The sequence below is a fragment of the Carnobacteriaceae bacterium zg-84 genome, from assembly GCA_013874835.1.
GTDB lineage: Bacteria > Bacillota > Bacilli > Lactobacillales > Aerococcaceae > WM01.
The window spans coordinates 138,332-159,439 of the sequence record CP059430.1 but is presented as its reverse complement, the minus strand read 5'-3'; the positions used below and the strand labels follow the sequence as shown (position 1 = coordinate 159,439).

Sequence of the window (21,108 nt, the reverse complement as noted above, 5' to 3'; positions counted from 1 at the left end):
TATTTAATAAGTTTGACTCTATAACAAGTTATTCTCGTTCTGTTATATTTTTATGTTCTATAAATATTTAGTCACCAACACTATTGGGTATAGAGTCGAAAAGGATTGAAAGCAACGTGTTGAAATGTTGTTTTCAATCCTTTTACTATTTGATAAGTACGCTAAGTACCTTTATCTGTGCTGATATAACTTTAAGTATCTGTTCTCATTTTTTGGTTAACTTCTTTTTTATATAGCCTTTCAAAATAGCTTCACGCTATTTCAAGTCAATACTCGTCTACCTTCAATGGCACGTAAGAGTGTCATTTCGTCAGCATATTCAATATCACTACCCACGGCTAAACCATGCGCAAGACGTGTGACGGTAATGCCTGCCGGTTTTAGTAAACGAGCAATATATTTAGCTGTTGCTTCTCCTTCTGCTGTTGGGTTTGTCGCAACAATTACTTCTTTTATCATGTCATTATCTTGTAAACGTTGAATGAGTGCAGGAATGGTTAAGTCTTCAGGACCAATACCGTCCATAGGTGATAAAACACCACCTAAAACATGGTACAATCCTCGATATTCACCCATCCGTTCCATTGAAATCACGTCTTTAGAATCTTCCACGACTAATAAAGTCGTTTTATCACGTGATTCATCAGTACATAGTAAACACGGATCAGCCTGCGTGATATTGCCACAAATATGACAATGTGTTAAATCGCGTTTCACGCTAATTAAAGCATTCGCAAATTGTATAATTTCTTCTTCCGGTAAATCCATACTGAAGAAAGCTAGTCTTGCTGCTGTTTTTGCACCAATTCCCGGTAATTTTCGATAACTATCGATAAGTTTTTCAATAGGTGCTGGATATTGCATCTTACTTTTCCTCTTTTTCTGTTTTATACATAGTTATTGTTGTCTAGCAACAATTTCTTTTATCATTTGAGCTCTTAGTAATACTAGCTCAGGGTATTGATAGAAAAATAATATTTTTTGTTCGTAAGGAAGACCTTTAAAATCATTTCTTTGTGTAAAAATAAAATATTTAAAACTTTCTGCAAAGTCTTCATCTGGATCTGTTGTAGCATATGTACCAACAAAATTATCTTTGTTTTTCTCATAAAAGAATCTTTCATCATCTTTGGTTCGCACAGAGGCAAAATCAATCCAGTTCGGATCAATATCTTTCCAAAATGCTTGATAAAATGCTCTTAAATAACCATCACTTTTAATACCATTCAAATAAAAATCAGTGCGTTTATGTCCTTGGAAATCCAAATGACGTTGATCAGGCGACAAAGAAAACATGTGCCCAAACTCATGAACCATTGTTTCAATAATAGATATTTTAGGATAGTAAGCACCATATTGTTTTAAATCATTGTAATTATCTATATCAAAAAATAGCTCTTGTTCAAGCGGATGCTCTTGATCGTTATAGACAGCTGCTGAAAAACCGCTCCCTTTATACACATAAAAGAATGCTAAATATTTTCGCCATTCTTTTGGAATCATTGATTTAAATATATCAAATACCTCTTCCGATTGTTTTTGTTCCTCTGCCGTTAAATCTGTTTTAACTACTGGTAACAGCGTATCGTTCACGACATCATAACGTGCAACAGATTTTCCATTTTCTAAATCTTCATTTCCACCACCGTCTAATGCATACTCAACACGTGGAATAGGAACATTCCAATGTGTTTTTTCAAGTTGACTATCTCCGTACAACGAGCATTCACTAACGCTATGACACAATGTATTCTCCGGTACTTTTTTCTCTTCATCAATACGATAAGTTGTTGTAATCTGAAAGGCTTTCGGCTCAATTTCAGTTACATTTTCTTGATTTTCTTGAGGAATAATTGTTTTGACTGGCGGCTTTTCTGTCATATATTGAATAAGAAAGAACATGCCACACATAAAAATAAAAGATAAGATGATATAGCTATATGTTTTCTTTTTCATTTTGATATACACTCTTAGAAAGGTAATCCTTTTGTATAACGACCCATAACTTCATTCGTACGATCTTCTACTTTTTTCAAAGCATCTGCTATAGCAGCAACCATTAAATCTTGTAACATTTCAATATCATCTGGATCTACAACTTCTCGTGCGATTGTCACATCTAACACATCACGTTTGCCATTTAAAGATACTTTCACAAAATCATTCACAGAACTTCCGACAAATTCTTGTGTGTTCAAGTATTCTTGTGCTTGTTCCATTTCCTTTTGCAATTTTTGTACTTGTTTCATCATACCTTGCATGTTTCCCATATTTTTCATCATTGTTTCATCACTCCTGTATATACACAGCATCTCCAAATAACGCTGTTGCTTTACTAATTATTTCTGGTATTTCTTCTAAAGTTGTTTCTATTGTTTCTTCGATAAACTGTTTTGAATCAACTGCTTGCATTATAGATACTTTTTCTGATACATCAGGTGTTAAATATTGTTCTAATGTCCCCATTTTTTTAGCTTGAATAAATTTATCTCGAACATCTTTCCATTGATTATGTGGCACGCATTCAACCACACATGGATGTTGAATTAAACGCATGGCATGCTTGCTAATATCGTTTCTCAACTCAGCATCTTCTGCAGTTAATCCACATAATAAATCATATTCAAAACCAATAACTACACCTTCTGGACTGGCAGCTAATACGGTAGAAGCGTTCAATTTTGCTCGTTGACTAACTGCTAAACACGACAAAATATCTTGCCACTCATCTTGAATTTTTTGTTTATCTTGCGCTGTAGCACGTGCTAAAATATTAAAAATACGTGCTAAATTAGGCTTAAACACTTCTTGTGGTTTACTTGGTTTTGGCACCACTTTTTCAACTGTTTTTTCAAAGGTTATACCACTGTCCATTAGCTTTTCTAACTGATTCTTCAAATTTGATACTTCTTGTTTCAATGTTTCTAACTCAAGCGGTGCGGTTTCTAAGACTGGTATTTCTTCCTCTGTTGCCATTTTAACCGTCAAAACTTCTAAATATAAATCTCGTTGTGTGGACACTCTCATCGCTTGTTGTGTCAATGTCAATTCATGAATAAAGCGATAGATAAAACTAGACGAAATTTGCGTTAATGTATCTAAATGAACACTAGATACAAGAGTTGTCTGTTTTCCCACTGCATGCATCACTAAAATATCTCTTGAAAAAGATAGCAATTCCTCCAACAAACGTGTTGATTCTTTACCATGAGAAAGAATTGTATGTAAAATAGATAGCGCTGTACCTGTGTCTTGTTGAGATAACGCCACTAAATAAGCTCCCATTTCCTCTTGAGAAATACTCCCAGAAACATCTAAGGCATTTTCATAAGTTACACTATCTCCATAAGAAATCGCCTGATCAAGTAAACTTAGCGCATCTCTCATACCACCTTGTGCTGTTTTGGCAATAATTTGAATGGCTGCTTCTTCATAGTCAATATGCTCTTGCTCTAATATGTACATTAACCGTTTAGCAATATCCTCTTGAGAAATACGCTTGAAATCAAAACGTTGTGCTCTTGATATAATTGTAGCAGGTATTTTATGTGGCTCTGTTGTTGCTAAAATAAAAATAACATTTTGTGTTGGTTCTTCTAATGTTTTCAAAAGAGCATTGAACGCCCCTGTAGAGAGCATGTGCACTTCGTCAATAATATATACTTTGTAAGCAGCTTCTGTTGGTGCATATCTAGATTTATCTCGAATATCTCGGATTTCCTCAACACCATTATTACTAGCAGCATCAATCTCAATAACATCACTCAAAGAGCCTTCCGTAATTGATTGACAAATCGCACATTTATTGCACGGTTCGCCATTTTCTTGGTGTGGACAGTTTATAGCTTTTGCAAAAATTTTTGCCGCACTCGTCTTTCCTGTCCCTCTTGAGCCTGTAAATAAATAAGCATGGCTTACCTTATTCGTTGCAATCGCATTTTTCAATGTTTTGACAACAGCTTGCTGCCCAACAACATCATCAAATGTTTGTGGTCGCCATACTCGATACAAAGCTTGATACATAAAGTACCTCCTTTCACTATCCCTTTTATTATAAGCTATTTGGCATCAAATGAACAGAAAAAAAGGTCATGCAATTATGACCTTTTTAATAAACTTGCTGCACATTCGTCAATAATAATCGTGACATCATCATGCTTTTGTAAAATACTTGCTGGAACATCTATCGTCACAGGACCTTCAATCATATCTTTGACAGCTTGAGCCTTATTTTCACCAAAGGCAAGCAATACAATTTTTTTAGCATCCATGATAGACTGTAACCCCATTGAATAAGCGTATGTTGGGACATCCTCTTCTTTTTCAAAAAAACGTTTATTCGCTTGAATCGTTGACTCCGTTAATGCTACTTTATGTGTGCGAGTATCAAATGATGTACCAGGTTCATTAAACCCAATATGTGCATTCGTACCTAAACCAAGTAATTGCAAGTCGATTGGATATTGTTTCAAAATATTTTCGTATCTTGAAATTTCAATTTCTTCGCAGTGTTCTAGTCCATTTGGAATATGGTTTTCTTTAAAAGGCTTATCATTGAATAATTGCTCTCTCATAAAATAATGATAACTATGCTCATCTTTTGCGGATAAACCGATATATTCATCTAGGTTAATCGAAATTTTATCAGAAAAATCTAAATCACTTTCTCTTAATAACTGATATAATTCGATTGGTGTTGACCCTGTCGCAAGCCCAAAAACAATTGCCTTTTCTTGAAAAGATTGCTCAAATAAAGTAAACGCTTTTTTTGCCCCTTCTGTTGCTGAGTTTACAATAACGATATTCATTACTTTTTCCCTCCTTTTTACAAACGTTGATACTTCTATTATACACAGAATACACAAAAAAGGCACTCAAAAGTGCCTTTTTCCTTATTTATTTAATGCTTTTTTTGCTTCTTCTGCTAAAGCCGTAAATCCTGCTGGGTCATTTACAGCTAAGTCAGCTAACATTTTGCGGTTCACTTCGATACCTGCAACTTTTAAGCCGTTCATAAATACGCTATAACTTAATCCATTTAAACGAGCAGCTGCATTGATACGTGTAATCCATAATTTACGGAAATCACGTTTTTTCTGACGACGATCTCTATAAGCATAAGAATAAGATTTCATCACTTGTTCTTTAGCTGTTTTGAATAACAAGTGTTTTGCTCCATAGTAACCTTTTGCTAATTTTAAAATTCTTTTACGACGTCTGCGCGTCACTGTTCCACCTTTTACACGTGGCATAGTCAATTCCTCCTTATGATAAACGCATATTTGACTTCCTGCGTTTTATATCTCTTATTTTCAATAATAATCGTTACGCAATACCAATTAGCGAAGTTGTGCTAATTGTTTTCTGATACGTCTCATATCGCTGTTGCTTACCATTGTTGCTTTGCGGTGTTGACGTCTTTGTTTTTTAGATTTACCGTGGAAGCGGTGGCTTCTTTCTGAATGAGAACGTTTCAAACCTCCGTTACCAGTTCTTTTAAAACGTTTTGCTGATCCGCGGTGTGTTTTTTGTTTTGGCATTTTGCTTTCCTCCTACAATATTTCTACTTGTCAAGGTTATAAACCTACTATTTATTTTGGCGCTAGCATTAAAAACATGCTGCGTCCATCCATTTTCGGACGTGATTCAATCGCTGCAATATCGGCTGTTTCTTCAGCATATTTTTCCAATACACGTTGTCCTATTTCTTTGTGTGTAATCGCACGTCCTTTGAATCGGATAGATACTTTTACTTTATCTCCTTTTTCTAAGAACTTACGTCCACTACGCAGTTTTGTTTGGAAGTCGTTCTCATCAATTGTTGGACTTAAACGCACTTCTTTAATTGTGACAACTTTCTGGTTTTTACGTGCTTCACGCTCACGTTTTTGCTGTTCAAAACGGTATTTCCCGTAGTCCATTACACGAGCTACTGGTGGCACCGCATTTGGAGAAACTAGCACTAAATCTAAGTTTGCATCCTCTGCCAGCTTCAACGCTTGTGTACGTGTCATAACGCCTAGTTGTTCACCTTGTCCATCAATCACACGTAATTCTTTAGCACGAATGCCGTCATTTACCATCATATCCTTTGCTATTTCAATCACCTCCAAGATTTTTTGACTTAGCAGAAAAACAGTGGGTGCACGTGTGCACCCACTGACATTCATAAATCGAATCTCTATTTGCCCAAGGACCTTTGGTCTACTTAGGCGAGAAGCGGGAGCCTCTGCTTTATCGTCTTGTCTATTCTATAGGAAAATAGAGTATTTGTCAATAATTTTATGAAATACACTCACGCTAACGGGATTAACGTGAGTGTACAACTATTTGTTAATATTTTAAAAACACTTTAATGTCGTAGTTTTTAATTTTTTCACGTCCATTTAAATCTAATAACTCGATAATAAACGCTGTACCGACAACTATACCACCTAATGATTCAACTAATTTAATCGTAGCTGCGATTGTACCACCCGTAGCTAATAAATCATCACAGATAAGTACACGTTGCCCCGGTTTAATGGCATCTTTGTGAATTTGTAATGTATCTTGTCCATATTCTAAACCGTACGTCACTTCTGCTGTTTCACGAGGTAGTTTTCCTTTTTTACGGACCGGTGCAAAACCAACGCCTAATTCATTGGCAACAGGACAACCAATAATAAACCCTCTTGCTTCTGGCCCAACAATAATATCAACTTCTTTTTCTTTGGCATACGCCGCAATTTCTTTTGTAACATAGCGATATGCCTCTCCATTTTCCATTAGTGGAGAAATATCACGGAAAATAATCCCCTCTTTTGGAAAGTTTGGTACTGTTGCAATATAATTTTCTAACTTCATCTTGCCTCTCCTTTTCCTAGATACCCTTTGATACCATCTATCACTTGAGAAAATTGTGTGTAAATTAGAGCTTGCTCAATCCACATTTTTTCTTTATATGCTTTAAATACTTCGGTTTCTTCTAATACACATTTCTCATGTTGTGGATTGAATATTAAAACACCGTCTTTTATTGTAACAAATTTTACCTCAGAAAACACCTGTATCATGAAAATCAATACATCTTTTTTAATATTTAATTGTTTTACAAGCGTATCTAACATATCTCTAATCACAAATTCTTGTTTTTTATGAATGTATTTATAAAGCACGCCAAATTGTTCACGTGTTGGTAATCCTATTAAATAGGCACTTTTTCGCGTGTGTGCCATAACATATACATTATCCGCTGCTATATTTTGCAAAACATTTTTGAATATGTCTTCATTGGGCGGACAATCAAATAAAACTAAGTTTTCAACGGTATTGGGTACATCTTCTTCATAATAAACGGCTGTACTAGTATCTATCAGTTTTTCTTTAAAGTAATCATAATATTTTTTGTCAAAGAATAAATAGACAGCATTGTCTATCATCATATCTTTTTCTGTCATTTTTGTTCCACGGTAGTCAAAAAATTGTGTACCGTTAATACAACTATCCATGACACGAAATTGCACTCGCTCGAGTCCATTCCATTCATTTAAATTTAACTGTCCAACAAGACTGGCTACGACATTATCTTTTAAATAAGGAATATCTTGAATCGCATTGAATTGAACAATATCCATTTGATCTGCTTGTCCTTTTAAATGCTGTTTTTTTGTACCGATTGCTTTCATTTGAGAGAGCATCGTGTGTTTCACACAAATAATTGGTCGTTCATTTCCAGTACCAAAAGGTGCTAGTGTATCAATCGCATGAAGCAATTCAATAGTACATGTTTTTGCATCTAAAACGGTATCGTATGTTAAAAATCGCTTTGTTTCGCTCGGGACAAATTCTTGTAAACGTTGTTGTAAGATGTCAATTTTATCAATAGCAACAGTCATCCCCGCTGCCATTTCATGCCCACCAAATGCAACAAATTCTTCTTTCACACTCGATAATACATCGTACAAATTCACAGAAGAAACACTTCTTCCAGAACCTTTAGCCAATCCCGTTTCTATATTTTTTTGTAATAAAATGGTTGGTTTTCCTGTTTTTTCAACAACTTGACTGGCAACAATGCCTAAAACACCTGCTTGCCAATGTTCATTAGCTAATAAAATAAGGTTTGGCAACGGATTCGGTAAAGACGCCATCACTTCATTAGAAATGGCATCAACAACGGCTTTTCGCTCATTGTTTTTTTGTTCAATCAAGTCAACCAACGCATCTGCTTCATCTTCATCAAAAGTCATAAGCAAATCAACACCCGGTGTTGCATCATCTAACCTACCAATTGCATTTAAGCGTGGCCCTATCGTAAAGCCTATTGTATCAGTCGTTGCCTTTTCAGTATCAACGCCTGCTTTTGAGAGCAGTTTCAATAAACCGACACGCTGTGTTTGTTTAAGCATTCGTAACCCGTGCGATACAATAACCCGATTCTCGTCCACCAAACTCACAACATCAGCCACTGTACCAATAGATGCAATGTCCAATAATTCCATTGGAAGTTCTTCCAAAAGAGCACATGCCACTTTGAAGGCAACGCCTGCTCCGGATAAATCACCAAATGGATAACTCCCTTTAGGGTGCCTTGGATGTACAATAGCGTATGCATTGGGTAACGCTTCGGGTAGTTCGTGATGATCTGTCACAATGACATCAACACCTTTTTTCATCGCTAAATCAATCGCTTCATGCCCAGCAACACCATTGTCACATGTAACAATCAGCTCTACATGGTCAACATCAATCATATATTTATACACATCTACATTTGGTCCATATCCGTCAGTTGCTCGATTTGGCAAGTAAAAATGAACATTACCACCTAGCATATCAATCGCTTCAGATAAAATCGTCGTACTCGTTATCCCATCCGCATCATAATCACCATAAATCAATATTTTTTCATTTTTTTCAATGGCTTCTTTAATACGATTAACCGCTTTTTCCATATCGTGCATTAAATATGGATCATGTAGCTGGTCTAATGTAGGATTTTGGAATTGTTCTAATTGTATTTTTGAGTGAACACCTCGTTGCAAACATAGTATGGCAAAACTTCTATCACAGCCTGTTTCTTCTTGAAAGGCTTTAATATCTTGTTCTTCTGGTTGCTCTTTTTGAACCCATTCATATACTGATTTTTTTGCCAAAATACATTCTCTCCTTTTTTATCCGTCACTTTCTATTATAAGGACGGATAAAACACTCGTCCATTAAAAATGCTTATCACATGATGACTTTATCACTATACGCTAAACTTGTTTTCTAATCAATAGAAAAATAGTGTTATCGCTCATTTATCGCTCAAAAAGTGAGCGATAAATGAGCATTAACATCAAAAACCGGAGTGGCTACTTCGAGCCACTCCGGTTTTATCATTTTTTCTAAAATTACATCATACCCATGCCTGGAGCGCCACCCATTGGATGTGCTGGCATACCGCCTTCACCCTCTTTATCAGCGATAACAGCTTCTGTCGTCAATAATAATGCAGCAACACTTGCGGCATTTTGTAATGCTGAACGAGTTACTTTCGTTGGGTCAACGATACCTTCTTCAATCATGTTTACCCATTCGTCTGTTGCAGCATTGTATCCAATACCTACTTCTTTTTCTTTTAATTGAGAAACAATAACAGAGCCCTCTAATCCTGCATTTTCAGCGATTTGACGTAATGGTTCTTCTAATGCACGAACAACAATACGCACACCTGTTGCAACGTCACCTGTTTCTTCAATAGAAGCCACTTGTTTTTGAACTGTCACAAGTGCTGCACCCCCACCAGGAACGATACCTTCTTCAACAGCAGCACGTGTTGCGTTTAAGGCATCTTCGATACGTAATTTACGTTCTTTTAATTCTGTTTCTGTAGCAGCACCGACACGAACAACCGCAACACCACCAGATAATTTTGCTAAACGTTCTTGCATTTTTTCACGGTCAAACTCTGATGTAGATTCTTCAATATGAGCACGGATTAAACGAATACGTTGTTCAATCGCTTCTTTTGAACCAGACCCTTCAACAATTGTTGTGTAATCTTTTGTGACAACGATTTTACCTGCTGATCCCAATTCAGCCATTGTCATGTCTTTTAATTCTAAACCTAATTCTTGTGTAATCACTGTCCCACCCGTTAAAATGGCAATGTCTTCTAACATCGCTTTACGGCGGTCACCAAAGGCTGGTGCCTTTACAGCAACAACATTGAATGTCCCACGAATTTTATTTAAAACTAATGTCGGTAATGCTTCACCGTCTACATCATCAGCAATAATCAATAATGGACGTCCTTGTTGCACGATTTGTTCTAAAACCGGTAATACTTCTTGAATATTTGAGATTTTTTTATCTGTGATTAATACATAAGGATTTTCTAAAACAGATTCCATTTTATCTGTATCTGTTACCATATATTGTGACAAGTATCCACGATCAAATTGCATACCCTCTACAACGTCTAACTCTGTATCCAAGCCTTTTGATTCTTCGATTGTAATAACGCCGTCTTTTCCAACACGTTCCATTGCTTCTGCCAATAAAGCACCAATTTCATAATCACCTGAAGAAATCGCTGCAACTTGTGCAATAGACTCTTTAGATTCAACCGGTACAGAAATAGCATGTAATGCTTCCACGGCTTTTTTCGTTGCCAATTCGATACCACGACGAATACCGACTGGATTTGCACCAGCAGTCACATTTTTTAACCCTTCACGTACAATCGCTTGTGTTAAAACAGTTGCTGTTGTTGTACCATCTCCGGCAATATCATTTGTTTTTGAAGCAACTTCGGCTACTAATTTTGCACCCATGTTTTCAAAGTGGTCTGATAATTCAATATCTTTTGCAATGGTTACACCATCATTTGTAATAAGCGGAGAACCAAATTGTTTTTCTAAAACAACATTTCTACCTTTTGGTCCTAAGGTTACTTTTACAGTGTTCGCTAAAATATCAACACCACGCATCATACTTGCGCGTGCATCTTCTGAAAATTTAATATCTTTTGCCATGTGTTACTACCTCCTATTAGTCTACGATTGCTACTAAGTTTTCTACCTTAACAACAATGTATTCCTCTCCATTATGTGCTACTTTTTCACTTGCGAATGCTTCAAACACGACCATGTCACCGACTTTAACATCCTCTACATCTTTTGCCACAGCAACAACTTTTGCCATATTTTCCGCAGGTTTTGCACTGTTTGGTAATAAGAAACTACCGACTTTTTTTTCTTCTTCTTTTTCAAATTGTAAAACAACTCTATTTGATAATGGTTTTAACATGATAAACCTCCTTGATTTTTTTGGCACTCTTTGAACAAGAGTGCTAACACATACATTATAGTATCATAAAATAAAATTTTTTCAAGATTTTTATCTGATATTTCTTTTTCTTCTTTTTTTAACATTTTGTTTTTCATTTTTTCCTTCTTTATACATGTATTTTATCACAATCACAACGTATAAAAAGAATAGAACTAAGCTAAATTCTCTGAGAGATACCTTCTGAAAACCATGGTAATACTCCGGTGTACAATATAACATCAATAAAAAGGTACAAACTAAAATGGTTATTGTAGATAAGTATTTTTTCATGAGTCCACATCTCTTTATAACTGTATTATAACAGAAACCTTTCATCATGCCTATTGTACATCAATACCTATAAAGTCAAAACGGAGAAAATCGAACAGGCATGTCGATTTTCTCCGTTTTCTTCATATACTAATTCATTTCTTCAGCTTTTTTCTTGCGTTTCGCAACACGGTCACGTTCGCCTTTATCTAAAATTTGTTTACGTAAGCGAATATTTTCTGGTGTAATTTCACAATATTCATCATCACTCATAAATTCGATAGATTCTTCCAGAGATAACACACGTGGACGTTTAATAACAGCCGTTTGGTCTTTCGTTGCTGAACGAATATTCGTCATTTGTTTTGCACGTGTAATATTAACTGCTAAGTCATTTTCACGAGAATTCTCTCCAACAATCATACCTTCATAAACTTCTGTTCCTGGTTCAATAAAGATTGTTCCTCTATCTTCAACACCCATAATACCATAAGTCGTTGCTTTACCCGTTTCTGTAGATACTAACGCTCCATTATGACGTCCACCGATTTTTGCTTTAATTTCTGGTAAGTATTGATCAAATGTGTGGTTAATAATACCATATCCTCTTGTCATAGATAAAAATTCTGTTGAGTACCCAATCAACCCACGAGCAGGTACTAAGAATATTAAGCGAATTTGTCCATTTCCTGTGTGTACCATTTCTTGCATTTCGCCTTTTCGAGAGCTTAATGATTCAATGATAGAACCCATGTATTCTTCGGGCGTATCAATTTGTACGCGTTCATACGGTTCACAACGCACACCGTCAATTTCACGAATAATCACTTCTGGACGAGATACTTGTAATTCATATCCTTCACGACGCATGTTTTCAATTAAAATAGATAAATGTAGTTCTCCACGTCCGGATACAACCCACGCATCTGGGGAATCTGTTTGATCGACACGTAAAGAAACATCTGTATGTAATTCTGACATTAAGCGTTCTTCGATTTTACGAGAAGTGACAAATTTTCCTTCACGTCCTGCAAATGGAGAATTATTCGTTAAGAAAGTCATTTGTAGCGTTGGTTCGTCAATTCGTAAAATTGGTAATGCTTCTTGTGCATCAATCGGCGTCACTGTTTCTCCAACGAAAATATCTTCCATACCACTTACGGCGATTAAATCTCCTGCTTTTGCTTCTTGAATTTCGACACGACTTAGTCCAAAGAAACCAAATAATTTTGTGACACGAAATTGTTTAGCTGACCCATCTAATTTCAAAACAGATACAGCATCTCCCACTTTAATCGTTCCTCTAAACACACGTCCAATTCCAATACGTCCAACATAGTCATTGTAATCTAATAATGACACTTGGAATTGTAGTGGCTCATCGCTATTATCCACTGGAGCAGGAATATGATTGATAATCGTATCAAAAATATAGTCCATTGTTTGTTCTTGCTCAGCTGGATTATCTGATAAACTAGAGGTCCCGTTAATTGCTGAAGCATACACGACTGGAAATTCTAATTGGTCATCGTCAGCACCTAATTCGATAAATAATTCTAATACTTCATCAACGACTTCTTCGGGTCTGGCAGCATCTCTATCAATTTTGTTCACAACAACGATTGGTGTTAATTTTTGTTCTAATGCTTTTTTTAATACGAAACGTGTTTGAGGCATTGTTCCTTCGTATGCATCCACTACTAATAATACACCGTCAACCATTTTCATAATACGTTCTACTTCTCCACCAAAGTCGGCGTGTCCAGGTGTATCCATAATGTTAATACGTGTGTCATGATATTGTACAGCTGTATTTTTAGCTAAAATCGTAATTCCACGTTCTCTTTCAATATCATTTGAGTCCATTGCGCGATCTTCTAAGTTTAAGCGTGCGTCTAATGTATGAGATTGTTTCAATAATTCATTTACAAGTGTCGTTTTTCCGTGGTCAACGTGTGCGATAATCGCAACGTTTCTAATATCGTTTCTTAATGTCATATTTTCCTCCAATTCAAATTATCAACTGATACATTCTAACACTATACACTCTATTTGTAAAAAACTTTTCATGAAAAACCATAGAAAAAGTGAGTAAATCTGAAAATTTACTCACTCCATTTTAAATTGACATGTTCATTGACTTCTTTGTATGCTTTATCAATTCTTTTTTGTGTTGCTTCATCGAGCATATCTCTATATTTTCCACCTTGGATAAAATCTTGTAAAATATAGGTCGTGTAGTCGTACAAATCATATCCATTCGGAGATTTTCTACCATTTGGTGTGCGACTTACCCACGTTGGATGTGCCTGTACGGTATCGATAATTGTTTTGTCATTTTCCTTTTTGATTGTCACATCCATTAACAATCCTCGTTCTGTCCATTCATTGTCCAGTGTTTCGATACGCTGATTGGAAATAAAATTACCCATTGAATAAATAATAAATTTTTTATCCCCATTTTTCACAACCGTTTCACTCGGTTCAATCACATGAGGATGCCCACCAAAGATAATGTCGGCTCCCCAATCAATCATTTTGTGGTATAAAGCAACTTGTTCTGGTGTTGGCTCTAGAGCATACTCGATACCCATTTGAGGCATCACAATCGTTATATCTGCTATTTTTTCTGCTTTTTCAAGATCACGTTTTATTTTTTCTTCGTTTAAATCAGCTAAATAATCGTCATAATCTTTTTGAGAAATCGTCTGTTCAATGCCATTAAATCCATACGCATAACCTAGTATCGCTATTTTAATACCGTTCACTTCTTTGACTAAAATCTCATTTCGACTTCTCTTGGCAAAAACACCAAATGTATCTATTCCTCTTTCATCAAAAGCTTTAACCGTTGATTTAATCCCTTCAATACCCGTATCTAAAATATGATTATGCGCTAAGTCCATCACATGATACCCCGCCCATTTTATCGCATCCGCTGTTTCGATAGGTGCATTAAATGTTGGGTAGCCTGCCAACTCTTTATCCGGAGCAATGGTTCCCTCAAAATCTCCAATAGCTAAATCGGCTTTAGCTAGCCATTCTTTGACATATTTGAAATTTTGTTTAAAATCATATGTTCCATTCTCTTGCAAAGCACTCATATACAATAAATCATGATACAAAATATCGCCATTTGCCATAATTCGCGCTGTTTGCACGGATGATGTTTTTTGTATTGTTGTGCTCTCTATATGTGGCTGCTCTTGTGTTTGTGTTGCAGGTGCTTTTAACCAAATATCTTTAAACAAAAAAGCAAATCCTAAAAGACAGCATACAAGGATACTCAACAAGCCAATCATGATACCGGCATGACTTTTTTTGCGATGTCTACTTCTTCTCATTTATATTCCCCCTCTATTACCAAGCATAATTTGGTTCTTCACATGTCATCATAGATTCAAATAATTCGGCTGGTGTAATCGTTTTTAATCCGCCATAAACTTTGTCTTGTTGGTTTGGAGATGGGTCTAAATAATACAAGACATCAATGTCTTTCCCGTCGGGTGTTGTTTTATACCCGATACCAATGACATTGTGTTCACCTTTAGAGCCTGTATACACTTTAGATACATCCATTGTATAGTACATCGGATAACCGTCTTGAATATTTTTCTTCACTCGTTCTTTAAATAGTCGCATTTGTTCTGATTGCGGGGAAGGATTTGTCACTGTTTCTAAACGATACCCCGCCTGATTCCCCGTAGGTACTTCGTATCCAAAAAGATGTTTGTTTAAAATACGAATAGCATCACGGTTATGCGTGCCGAATGGTTCGTATGTTCCCATTTCTTTTGCGAGCGTATATTGGTCAACGTCAACATTTCGAGAAGACAGCATCATGCTCACGGTTGTTGGTGCACAATAATTCCATACTTGTTGAATTTGTGGTTTAACACTTAACACTACTTTTTGATTTCCTAGACTTTGTTGTGTGGTTTCTTTTTTAGTTTCTTGTTGTTGACTTTTTGGTTGTGTTGTCATTTGTTGTGAACTCGGCTGAGATGTTGTCTGTTGTGTAGTCACTATTTTTGAGTCCGTTGTCACGACCATTTCTCGTTTTACTTGTACATTTAAAGAACACCCAGCTAGCAGAAGGTATACACCCATAAATAAATATTTTTTCATAAGTTTTCCTCCTTACACATTTATAAGCCTATTATACTATTGAAACAATCTTTTTGTAAGTGTTATTTTCATTTTAGTTTTTAGGTTAAAGTCGCATTTATACTGGACTTTTTACATCAATTTACTTATAATATTGCTTAATAAACAACTTAGGTGCAAGGTAAGTTGTCGTGTCAAACAGACATCGTTACTTTGCTATTTCACGCTTAAACGACTTTGTCTGTTTAAGTTTTTTTATTATATACAGAAAGGGTTACTATATGATTGAAATTATCGCAACTGTTGAATCTATCGAACAGGCTCGCCAATTATTAGAAGTCGGAGTAGACTGCCTATATTTTGGTGAGGATACATTTGGATTACGTTTGCCTCACTCTTTTTCAAGAGAGGAGCAAAAAACATTAACTGAATTAGCACACCAATATGGTAAAAAAGTATCTATTGCCTTAAACGCTATTTTCCATAATAGTGGCATTGCAAAAGTACCTGAATATCTTACGTTTTTAAAACGTATTGGTGTGGATACTATCACATCAGGAGATCCCGGTGTCGTACAAATTATGAAACAAGATGAGTTATTTATTCCATATCGTTATGATGCTCAAGTCGTTGTAACAAGTAGCAAACAAATTAACTTTTGGGCAAACCGACGAGCTGTTGGTGCAGTCGTTGCCCGTGAAGTACCTAAAGAATCTCTTGAAATTTTAGCACGTGACGTCATTGTTCCCATCGAATATTTGGTATATGGTGCCACTTGTATTCATCAATCAAAACGTCCACTTCTACAAAATTATTTTAATTTTATTAAACGAACAGAATCTGTCGGTCGAAATCGGGGTTTCTTTTTATCTGAGCCAGATAAACCAGATACACACTACTCTGTTTATGAAGATGATAATGGTACACATATTTTTGCCAATAACGATATTTTGCTGGCACAATATTTACAAGAACTAGCTGATATGAACGTTACACAGTGGAAATTAGAGGGGATTTTCTCACCTGGGGACAATTTTGTAGACATTGCGAAACTATTTGTTCAAGCCAGAAATGACATCGTGGCTAAAAATTGGTCACATGAAAAAGCATTACACTTAGAAGAAAGTGTAAGAGCATTACATCCTAAAACACGTGGTTTAGATACTGGATTTTATTTATTTGATCCAAACATTGTGAAATAACGAGGTGACATAGATGACAAAAATATTAAAAAAACCAGAAGTACTAGCACCTGCCGGTACACTGGAAAAACTAAAAACAGCTGTTTTATACGGAGCAGATGCTTGCTTCATTGGTGGAGAAGCTTACGGTTTACGTAGTCGTGCAGGAAACTTTGGTTATGATGAAATCGCAGAAGGTGTTGCTTTTGCACATGAACATGGTGCAAAAGTATATGTCGCTGCCAATATGGTTACTCATGAAGGCGACGAAGAAGGTGCAGGAGAATTTTTCAAAACGATTCGAGATATTGGTGTTGATGCTGTAATTGTATCCGACGTAGCATTGATGGATATTTGTGTGATGAATGCTCCTGGTTTACCTATTCACTTATCTACTCAAGCCTCTGCTGCGAATTATGAAAATTTAAATTTTTGGAAAGACGAAGGTTTAGAGCGTGTCGTTTTAGCACGTGAAGTGTCTATGGAAGAAATTTTTGAAATGCAAGAAAAAGTAGATGTAGAAATTGAAGCCTTTATCCACGGCGCAATGTGTATTTCCTATTCAGGTCGTTGCGTACTATCTAATCACATGGCACAACGTGACGCTAACCGTGGTGGTTGTTGTCAATCATGTCGTTGGAAATACGGTTTATACGACATTGACACAACAGGACAGACACATCATATTGGAAATGGGCATGACGGTGTTGACGAACCTTTTTCAATGAGTGCTGTGGATATGTCTATGATTTATCATATTCCAGACTTAGTAAATGCAGGCGTAGACAGTTTGAAAATTGAAGGACGTATGAAATCTATTCATTATGTATCTACTGTATGTAATGTTTACAGAGCTGCTGTAGATAGTTATTGTGAAGACCCTGATCATTACGAAGTGAAACAAGAATGGGTAGATGAACTATGGAAAACAGCCCAACGTGAATTGGCAACAGGCTTTTATTATCATGTACCGACTGAAAATGAACAGTTATTCGGGGAACGTCGTCAAATTCCTGCATATAGTTTTATCGGGCAAGTATTAGCGTATGACGAGGATACACAAATCGCAACGATTCAACAACGTAATAACTTTAAAGTAGGCGATAAAATCGAGTTCTACGGCCCAGGCATGCGTCACTTTGAACAAGAATTAACACAATTATGGAATGAATACGACGAAGACATTACTGTTGCACCAAACGCTATGATGATTTGCAAAATCAAAACAAACCGTCCTGTCAAACCTATGGATATGATTCGTAAGCAAAAATAGGAGGTACGTATGACACGCACAAAAAAAAGCATTACTTTTTTTAGTTTATGCCTTATTTTATTAGGTTATATAAACACACACTATCACTGGCAATTATTTGGCATTCAACCTGCGAGTTTTATGGCACTGTCTGTTTTTGTGGCAAGTTTATGTTTGTGGTTATTTGTCAGTATCGACTGGTCTAGTTTACTTTGTATTGTGTCGTTAAGTTTGGTCCCTACCATTAGCTTAAATCAGATTTTGGAAAAATCATTCGGAAATAGTACCTTTATCTTTTTACTATTTACATTTATATCTACTTACGCAATCAATCAAACGGTATTTTTAAAACGCGTGATTGCCAAAATATTGATGAGCCGCTTCGCAAGAAGTCATCCTACACGTTTTATATTTGCCTTTTTAACAAGTGTTTTAGTATTGAGTAGTATTATTTCACCAACGGTTATGTTCATGTTTGTCTTTCCGATTTATGAAGAAATTTGTTTACAATTCGGATTAGAAAAACAAGATAAAGCAGCATCTTATTTATTGATTGCTGTATTTTCAACCATTGCTATTGGATGTGCAATGACACCTATCAATCACGTTTTTGCCATTACGGCAATGGGTTTATTCACAAGTGCTACTCATATTTCTATTACAAACAGTCAATATATGAGCATGGCTATCCCAACAGGACTTTTACTATATGGCATCTTATTATTAAGTGTACATCATTTATGTAAACAATCCTTTTCAACAAAAACCATTCATACATTAGATACTTTAAAGCATTTACCAAATCAGACAAAGCGTGAAACATGGATTGTCATATTATTCTTCATGATGATTAGCCTATGGATTTTACCGGAATTTTTTGGGGTATCGAAATATATCAGTATCGTACTGCCACCAATGCTTGCAACGATTGCGATGTGTATGATACATATCGAAGGAAAACCTTTATTAAATTTATCGGATGCTTTAACTAAAGGTGTACACTGGCAAAGTTTGTTTTTAGTTGGTGCCACATTAGTATTGGGTTCGGTATTATCTGATGCTAAAGTTGGTGTTATTGACTTACTGAACACCTATATGACACCATTTGTATTAAGTTTATCACCTATGTTCATGATTTTATTCTTTATCGCATGGGCAGGTATTCAGACAAATTTCACGTCTAATTTAGTGACCGTATCAGTAGTCACCACTTTAGCTATAACCATTTGGCAATCTGCACAATTACCTATCAATATGGGCGTTTTAGCCTGTTTCATCGGATTCATGTCCTCTCTAGCATTCGCAACAGCTCCTGCAATGCCCTATGTTGCAATTTCCATTGGATCTGGATGGACAACAAGTAAAGATACTTTTTTATTTGGTACGTGGTTATTATTTTGGAGCATTGTACTTGCTGTGTTAATAGGCTACCCACTAGGAGCATGGATATTATCATAAGGAGATTAAATATGTTAGAAAAACAAAGGAAAGAGATTGATGCGATTGATAAAGAGCTAGTCGCATTATTTGAAAAACGAATGGCAGTCGCCTTAGAAGTAGCAACAATAAAAAAGGAGCATCAACTACCCGTATTTGATGCCAAAAGAGAACAAATGGTTTTTGAAAAAGTAATCTCTTATCTTGAAAATGATACATTAAAACCTTTATTAAAAGAAGTGTATAGCACATTGATGAAAGTTTCTAAAGATTATCAGAACATTCATTTATCTGAGTAAATATAACCATATTATTTTTTATGAAATTATGATATAATGCTTGTCAAATAAGGTAGAAAAGAGGCTTTATATGAAACGTTCAGATGAAACACCCTTGATACGATTTTTAGGGGGGAAAAACTTAATATTTACACTTGTATCCCTCTTATTATTATGTTTATGTATTTATCTTACAACTAAAATTTCATTCATTTTTGGTCCAATCAATATTTTAATGACATCTATCATTACACCTTTTCTACTAGCTGTTATTTTTTATTATATGTTTATTCCATTAGTAGATTGGTTAGAAACAATAAAAGTACCTCGTGCTATTGGGGCATGTATATCTCTTATTTTAATGCTTGCGTTCATCGTGATTGGTTGCGCATTTGCTATCCCAATTATTATTTCGCAAATCGTATCTTTTACCCAAGCGTTACCCGGATTGATTGAAAACTTTGTTGCAACACTTCAACAATTTAGTACATCAAAAGAATTTCAATCTTATTACAATCAAGCATTGATTTGGTTTAACGATAGTTTAACAGAATTAGTACAACAGTTAGTAAGCACATTAGGCACAACCATTCAAGGTATTACATCTATTTTGTCAACAATATCTAGTGTCATGTTCACACTCATGACTTTCCCGATTTTTCTATTTTTCTTATTGATTGATGGTAGAACCTTTAAAAATCATTTTTTAAGTATTTTTCCAAAGAAAAAAAGAGAAGAAATCAATCAGTTAACACATGACATCAATGTACAAGTGGGTGCTTATATTAAAGGACGTCTACTCGTGAGCTTTTTAGTGGGTATTTACTATTTCATCGGCTATTCTGTCATTGGTTTAAATTACGCTTTCGTATTAGCATTACTATCTGGTATCATGAGTTTAATTCCTTATCTTGGTGCTATTATCGCATTAGTGCCCGCTATAATTATCGCTTGTATCCATTCATGGTTAATGTTTATTGAAGTATTGATTGTATGGGGATTTGCTCAAATTTTAGACGGTAATATTTTAGGGCCACATATCATTGGTAAGTCACTTAAAATGCACCCACTAACGATTATCATTGTCTTAATTGGGACAGGTAGTTTAATGGGTATCGTAGGTATGATTATTGGCATTCCGCTTTATGCGATTATCCGTATTATTTTTGGATTTTTCTTTAAAAAATATAAAGAACGTTACAATAAATACTTTGGTGAAACTGAAGACGGCTATTAAATACAAAAAGAGAGGTTGCGATTGCAACCTCTCTTTTTGTATAAAACT

The 21,108-nt window shown here is 35.6% G+C and carries 21 protein-coding genes and 1 other annotated feature; of the genes, 5 read left to right on the top strand and 16 right to left on the bottom strand.

Translation table 11 applies throughout. The features are described from left to right. Positions 1-261 precede the first annotated feature (261 nt). From recR to H1220_00695, 16 genes are all read right to left on the bottom strand, one after another. A complete protein-coding gene (recR, locus tag H1220_00770) occupies positions 262-864 on the bottom strand; it encodes a recombination protein RecR (GenBank protein ID QMI85938.1) in 603 nt (200 codons plus the stop codon). Between the two features lie 33 nt (positions 865-897). Next, positions 898-1,881 carry a hypothetical protein gene (locus tag H1220_00765; GenBank protein QMI85937.1) on the bottom strand — a complete coding sequence of 328 codons (984 nt, stop codon included), beginning with the start codon at positions 1,879-1,881 and terminating at the stop codon, positions 898-900. Positions 1,882-1,970: 89 nt separating this feature from the next. After that, positions 1,971-2,282 (bottom strand): YbaB/EbfC family nucleoid-associated protein, encoded by a 312-nt coding sequence (locus H1220_00760; protein ID QMI85936.1) that lies wholly within the window; start codon positions 2,280-2,282, stop codon positions 1,971-1,973. 7 nt (positions 2,283-2,289) lie between these two features. Continuing rightward, entirely contained in the window at positions 2,290-4,023 is a 1,734-nt protein-coding gene (dnaX, locus tag H1220_00755; protein QMI85935.1) for a DNA polymerase III subunit gamma/tau, read from the bottom strand. A 74-nt stretch (positions 4,024-4,097) separates the two neighbouring features. Beyond that, on the bottom strand, positions 4,098-4,808 hold the full coding sequence (locus H1220_00750) for a glucosamine-6-phosphate deaminase (GenBank protein ID QMI85934.1): 711 nt from the start codon (positions 4,806-4,808) through the stop codon (positions 4,098-4,100). 84 nt (positions 4,809-4,892) lie between these two features. Then, positions 4,893-5,252 carry a 50S ribosomal protein L20 gene (gene rplT / locus H1220_00745; protein ID QMI85933.1) on the bottom strand — a complete coding sequence of 120 codons (360 nt, stop codon included), beginning with the start codon at positions 5,250-5,252 and terminating at the stop codon, positions 4,893-4,895. Between the two features lie 87 nt (positions 5,253-5,339). Beyond that, positions 5,340-5,540 (bottom strand): 50S ribosomal protein L35, encoded by a 201-nt coding sequence (gene rpmI, locus H1220_00740; GenBank protein ID QMI85932.1) that lies wholly within the window; start codon positions 5,538-5,540, stop codon positions 5,340-5,342. 51 nt (positions 5,541-5,591) lie between these two features. Then, a complete protein-coding gene (gene infC, locus H1220_00735; protein QMI86613.1) occupies positions 5,592-6,104 on the bottom strand; it encodes a translation initiation factor IF-3 in 513 nt (170 codons plus the stop codon). Between the two features lie 20 nt (positions 6,105-6,124). After that, positions 6,125-6,241 (bottom strand) — a sequence feature (ribosomal protein L20 leader region). A 92-nt stretch (positions 6,242-6,333) separates the two neighbouring features. Then, entirely contained in the window at positions 6,334-6,846 is a 513-nt protein-coding gene (locus H1220_00730) for an adenine phosphoribosyltransferase (protein ID QMI85931.1), read from the bottom strand. Further along, positions 6,843-9,137 carry a single-stranded-DNA-specific exonuclease RecJ gene (recJ, locus tag H1220_00725; protein ID QMI85930.1) on the bottom strand — a complete coding sequence of 765 codons (2,295 nt, stop codon included), beginning with the start codon at positions 9,135-9,137 and terminating at the stop codon, positions 6,843-6,845. Before recJ ends, H1220_00730 begins: the two co-directional genes overlap by 4 nt. Before the next feature lie 240 nt (positions 9,138-9,377). After that, entirely contained in the window at positions 9,378-11,003 is a 1,626-nt protein-coding gene (groL, locus tag H1220_00720; GenBank protein QMI85929.1) for a chaperonin GroEL, read from the bottom strand. A gap of 16 nt (positions 11,004-11,019) precedes the next feature. Continuing rightward, a complete protein-coding gene (locus H1220_00715) occupies positions 11,020-11,277 on the bottom strand; it encodes a co-chaperone GroES (GenBank protein ID QMI85928.1) in 258 nt (85 codons plus the stop codon). Continuing rightward, positions 11,271-11,414 carry a hypothetical protein gene (locus H1220_00710; protein ID QMI85927.1) on the bottom strand — a complete coding sequence of 48 codons (144 nt, stop codon included), beginning with the start codon at positions 11,412-11,414 and terminating at the stop codon, positions 11,271-11,273. Before H1220_00710 ends, H1220_00715 begins: the two co-directional genes overlap by 7 nt. Before the next feature lie 304 nt (positions 11,415-11,718). Beyond that, positions 11,719-13,566, bottom strand: a complete 1,848-nt coding sequence (gene typA / locus H1220_00705) for a translational GTPase TypA (GenBank protein ID QMI85926.1) — start codon at positions 13,564-13,566, stop codon at positions 11,719-11,721. A gap of 107 nt (positions 13,567-13,673) precedes the next feature. After that, positions 13,674-14,912 carry a CapA family protein gene (locus H1220_00700; protein ID QMI85925.1) on the bottom strand — a complete coding sequence of 413 codons (1,239 nt, stop codon included), beginning with the start codon at positions 14,910-14,912 and terminating at the stop codon, positions 13,674-13,676. A gap of 16 nt (positions 14,913-14,928) precedes the next feature. Further along, positions 14,929-15,696 (bottom strand): C39 family peptidase, encoded by a 768-nt coding sequence (locus H1220_00695; GenBank protein ID QMI85924.1) that lies wholly within the window; start codon positions 15,694-15,696, stop codon positions 14,929-14,931. A 260-nt stretch (positions 15,697-15,956) separates the two neighbouring features. On the opposite strand from H1220_00695, the gene H1220_00690 reads away from it, so the two are divergent. From H1220_00690 to H1220_00670, 5 genes are all read left to right on the top strand, one after another. After that, on the top strand, positions 15,957-16,877 hold the full coding sequence (locus H1220_00690; protein QMI85923.1) for a U32 family peptidase: 921 nt from the start codon (positions 15,957-15,959) through the stop codon (positions 16,875-16,877). Between the two features lie 13 nt (positions 16,878-16,890). Further along, positions 16,891-18,129 carry a U32 family peptidase gene (locus H1220_00685; GenBank protein QMI85922.1) on the top strand — a complete coding sequence of 413 codons (1,239 nt, stop codon included), beginning with the start codon at positions 16,891-16,893 and terminating at the stop codon, positions 18,127-18,129. A 9-nt stretch (positions 18,130-18,138) separates the two neighbouring features. Continuing rightward, positions 18,139-19,566: an SLC13 family permease gene (locus H1220_00680; protein ID QMI85921.1), complete on the top strand. Its 1,428-nt coding sequence runs from the start codon at positions 18,139-18,141 to the stop codon at positions 19,564-19,566. An 11-nt stretch (positions 19,567-19,577) separates the two neighbouring features. Then, the gene (locus H1220_00675) at positions 19,578-19,844 is read left to right on the top strand and encodes a chorismate mutase (protein QMI85920.1); all 267 of its coding nucleotides are present in this window, start codon (positions 19,578-19,580) and stop codon (positions 19,842-19,844) included. 70 nt (positions 19,845-19,914) lie between these two features. Further along, a complete protein-coding gene (locus H1220_00670; GenBank protein ID QMI85919.1) occupies positions 19,915-21,060 on the top strand; it encodes an AI-2E family transporter in 1,146 nt (381 codons plus the stop codon). Positions 21,061-21,108 lie beyond the last annotated feature (48 nt).